Origin of the sequence: Streptomyces sp. NPDC050636 (assembly GCF_040654775.1) — a bacterium.
Lineage (GTDB): Bacteria > Actinomycetota > Actinomycetes > Streptomycetales > Streptomycetaceae > Streptomyces.
Genome location: NZ_JBFAIP010000214.1, coordinates 1 through 4,102, shown reverse-complemented (window position 1 = coordinate 4,102; position 4,102 = coordinate 1). Strand labels below are relative to the sequence as shown.

3 protein-coding genes and 2 pseudogenes are annotated in these 4,102 nt (G+C 65.6%); 2 read left to right on the top strand and 3 right to left on the bottom strand.

All coding sequences use genetic code 11. The features are described from left to right. On the top strand, positions 1 to 905 hold a 905-nt coding region (locus tag AB0I10_RS40600), incomplete at its 5' end, for an alpha/beta hydrolase (protein WP_363157762.1). Positions 906 to 1,229: 324 nt separating this feature from the next. Here AB0I10_RS40600 and AB0I10_RS40595 read toward each other — a convergent pair. Then, positions 1,230 to 1,541, bottom strand: a complete 312-nt coding sequence (locus tag AB0I10_RS40595) for a hypothetical protein (protein WP_363157761.1) — start codon at positions 1,539 to 1,541, stop codon at positions 1,230 to 1,232. 323 nt (positions 1,542 to 1,864) lie between these two features. Beyond that, positions 1,865 to 2,297 (bottom strand): annotated as a pseudogene (locus AB0I10_RS40590) (ABC transporter substrate-binding protein); the annotation flags it as partial. A gap of 204 nt (positions 2,298 to 2,501) precedes the next feature. Here AB0I10_RS40590 and AB0I10_RS40585 point away from each other — a divergent pair. Further along, positions 2,502 to 2,855: pseudogene (locus AB0I10_RS40585) on the top strand (transposase family protein); the annotation flags it as partial. A 391-nt stretch (positions 2,856 to 3,246) separates the two neighbouring features. Here the strand turns inward: AB0I10_RS40585 and AB0I10_RS40580 are convergent. Next, entirely contained in the window at positions 3,247 to 3,525 is a 279-nt protein-coding gene (locus AB0I10_RS40580; RefSeq protein ID WP_363157760.1) for a cold shock domain-containing protein, read from the bottom strand. Positions 3,526 to 4,102: the final 577 nt, after the last annotated feature.

The window sequence follows — 4,102 nt, the reverse complement described above, 5'->3', positions numbered from 1 at the left end:
CGCCCAGGTCATCGACAAGGACCGTGATCCGCACTGGTCCCCGGCCACTCTCGCCGAGGTCACCGACGCCCATCGTGCTCTGCCATGGCTTCCCCGAGCTGGGCTTCTCCTGGCGCCACCAGGTCTTCGCGCTGGCCGAGGCCGGCTACCGCGTCCTCGTGCCCGACATGCGGGGCTACGGCGGCAGTTCACGCCCCGCGGACCCGGAGGCGTACGACATGCGGACGCTCTGCGCCGACCTGGCGGGCCTGCTCGACGACATCGGCGCGGAGGACGCCGTCTTCGTCGGACACGACTGGGGCGCGGTTGTCGTGTGGAACATGGCCTGGCACCACCCAGAGCGAGTGCGGGCCGTCGCCGGGATGAGCGTACCGGTGACGCCCCGCTCCCCTGAGCCGCCGCTGGCCACGCTACGGTCGAGCCAGGGCGACGACTTCTACATGGTGTGGTTCCAGGAGCCCGGGGTCGCCGATCGCGCCCTGCGCCAGAACGTCCGGCGCACGATGGTGACCCGCGAGATCTACTCCGCAGCGTGGGCGGCACGCCCCGACGAGGGGTTCCCGCCCCCGGCGTGGCTGAGCGACGACGACCTCGCCTACTACGTCAGGGCGTTCGAGCGGACGGGCTTCACGGGCGGCCTCAACTACTACCGCAACCTCGACCGCAACTGGGCGCTCAGCGAACACCTGGAGGGACGGCTCATCACCCAGCCCTCGTTCTTCCTCATCGGGTCGCAGGACCCGGTGGGCAAGTTCACGCCCACGCACCACCTGGACAAGGTCCTCACCGACCTCCGCGAGAACGTGGTCCTGGAGGGCGCGGGCCACTGGGTGCAGCAGGAACGCGCGCAGGAGGTGAGCGACGCCCTGCTCCGGTTCCTCACCACCCTCGACCTCAAGGGATAAGAGCGTTGTCCTGTCCGGGGAGGTTGTGGACGATGATGGCGATCACTCGCATGTGATCTTGAAATAGGTGAGGGCCTTCTGGCTCGGTGTGGATTGCGACATCTACGACCGGCGACAGAAAGGCCCTCGTGCCTCACCGTGATACACCCCTGACCGAGACCGGTCATCTGCGATTGAAGATCTCTAGACCACCTGCTGCGCTGTCAGAGTGGCCAGGTAGCAACTCCACGACGGAATGGCGCTTATCGGATCGATTCATGGAGTGCAAGCAAAATGCACCCCGGTGGGGGTGCATTTCATCTGTGCTGAGCGTTCCGAGGAGTTCTAGTGGTCGTCCCAGTGGCCATTGTGAGCCGCGTGGCGGTGGCCGTCGTGCACATAGTCGATGTGATCGCCATGCGGCACCGCTACGTGCCCGCAGTCTTCTCCATGCACATGGTCGTGACCGGAATGCTCGTGGTGCCCACCCGGTTCGCACTCGTCCACGTGGTCCTCGTGGCTACGGTGCAGATGGCCGTCGTGCACGTAGTCAATGTGGTCGGCATGAGGAACTGCCACGTGACCGCAGCCCTCGCCGTGTGTGTGGTCGTGTCCGGGGTGGGGCTGGTGTTCCACTGCTGTCGCCACGCTGCTCATCTCCGCAGGTTCATGTCGCCGCGCGCTACGCCGGGCTGCGGCAACGTCGGAATCTCTTTCCCGCCCCCTCTGCGGAGGTTGTCACAAATGGCGGCCGTCAGCAAAAGTTCGAGTTCCTCGATGTCGCGAATTCGATAACGGTTTTCACGTGAGGTCCCTACTGGAATTCGACCACTGAGCCGCAAATCATGTTCATCAGGCCAGCGGAGAGCGCGGCAATAGCTATGGCGTTTCGCTGACTCTCCACAATCCTCCCGCAGGGCGCCTGGATCAGCTCTGCGGGGCCGTGTCCGATCCGACACGGCCCCGCTGGTGCGGCACGGTCAGCTTTCGAGTATGCGCAGGTACTTCGCGAATTTCCCCAGGCCGTTGATGTGGCGTGGCCCGCTGATGCCCTCGTTGTAGTCGAGGATGAAGAAGTTGTTCCTTTTGACGGCGAGCAGTACGTTCACGTGAGGAGACTTCTTCAGGAAGTCGATCTTCTCCTTTGGCGGGCAGGTCACCGTAGTCGAGGATCATGATGACTTCGGCCTCGGCCTTGGCGACAGACTCCCAGTTCACCTGGGCCCACGCTGGTTGAGGCCGTCGAAGATGGTCTTGCCGCCGGCGGTCTTGATGATGTCGTTGGGCGAAACCTGATTTGCCCGCGGTGAACGGCTGGTCGGTGCCCGAGTCGCAGAGGAAGACCGGCACCGGGTCGCCCTTGGGTGCCTGCGCCTTGACCGCCTCCACGCGCTTCTTCAGATCGCCGACGACCAGCCTGCCAGTCGGCGTCAGCGGGGCATTACGGTGGGACACGAGGGCCTCTAGACTGTCGGCGTGGATACCGCATTCCACACCGAGCCAGAGGGCCCTCACCTCGTTCAAGCACCACCCAAAGCGAGTCACCCGTCACCAACATGCCGAGACAGCGCATCTAAAGCGTGTTGCAGAAGGCTGTGATCCGGGAATTTTCCCTGTATGGGTGGGGTGTTGAGGGCTGAGTCGTTGTGGGTGGAGACGTTCACGGGCCTGCGGATGCGGCAGTTCGAGCGGTTGTTGAAGGTCGTGCGCGAGCGGGGCGGGAACGGTCCCGGTGGTGGCCGGCCGTGGTGTCTGCCGCTGGCGGAGTGGGTGCTGTTGGTGGCCGTGTACTACCGCACGAACCTCACGATGCGGCAGCTCGCGCCGCTGTTCGGCGTCTCGTCGGCAACGGTGTGCCGAGTCATCCAACGACGGCGGCCGCTTCTGGCCCTGGAGCCGGCTTCCCGCCCCGCGGACGCGGTGGAGCGGCTGTGGATCGTGGACGGCACCCTGATCCCGGTCCGTGACCGGAAGGCCCGCCTCGTCTCCCCGGCCGTCGCCTGCATCGGCCAGGCCGTCCCCGGCCACGGGCCGCTGCCGCGAAGATCGTCCTGGCTGTAGTCGGTGAGCAGATAGCTCGCGATCTTCCATACCGCCGCATCGTCGTACGTGTCGCCGGTCGAGACGGCGGACAGCAGCCGAAGCTCGCCATTGCACAGCACGGATGAGTCGATGACCACAGCGTCGATACGGTCCAAGCGACGCAGTGCGCGCGGATTGAGCACCACCACGTACAACGCCGTCACCGGTCCAACCTCGCGGGACACGGCGGCAGGCCCCGGAGAGCCGTTTCCTTGCACCAGCACCTGCCGGCCCCCAGTCTCCCGCAACTGCACGCACCACGGGCAAGGGCCCACTTCATTCACGCCAGGGCCGTCTCAACGAGCCACCCAGCTTCTTGGCGTGCAGCCTTGTTACCTTCCGGTCCCTCCGCGGGCGCAAAGCACCCCGGGGTCAGACGGCGGATGTTGTCGGCTCGGACACCGGCGGCGTCCTGGGTGATGTCGAAGCACACCCGCCTGCCCGCAACCAACTCGCGCTCCGCGTCACCGCGAACCGCCGCACGGTAGGCGACGGCATCGAAGCCCCCGCAGTCCTGGGCGATGACGCCCAAGCCCCTGTCGGGATCGAACCACTTCACCACACCACTGGGCACAGACGACCCCACGTTAGAGCGACTCAAGTGGGGGGTCTCTCAGCGTCCGCCCGCGCACCATCGTCGGCAACCGGCGCGCGCCCTGGCGCGCGAGGCAGACACCCCGCGCCTGGGCCCGCCGCCGTGCGTGGGTCTACGACGGTGCTTGATCAGCCTGGGTGAAATCCGACGTCGGCCCTGAGGAGGAGGCACTCAGCGCACTCACCATCGAAATCAGAAGGGCCGTGAGCCTGGGACATGACCAGGTCTGCTGACGAGATTCGGCGGACTGCTACCTGGTCAGCAGGGCATGCTCTCGTCCGTTGAATCGGAGGTGGCCTTCCGCCCCAAGGCCCAGCGATTGGCCTGAGACGCTGCCGCGAGGGAACCGGCGGAGGACGAGGCATAGGGGGCCCACGGAACCGTTCCGTTCAATACTCGTTCTCGATATATGATGCGGCCTATGGCTGCAATTCGCCTGACACGCCCAACTCTTGAAGTCCTCAAGGTGCTGCTGGCATCCACACCCGACGAACCTGCCTGGGGGCTGAAGATCTGTCATGACGCAGACCTCGGCCCCGGC

Coding starts and splice junctions, on each gene's coding strand:
- AB0I10_RS40595 (WP_363157761.1), bottom strand. CDS start 1,541: ATGAGCAGCGTGGCGACAGCAGTGGAACACCAGCCCCACCCCGGACAC.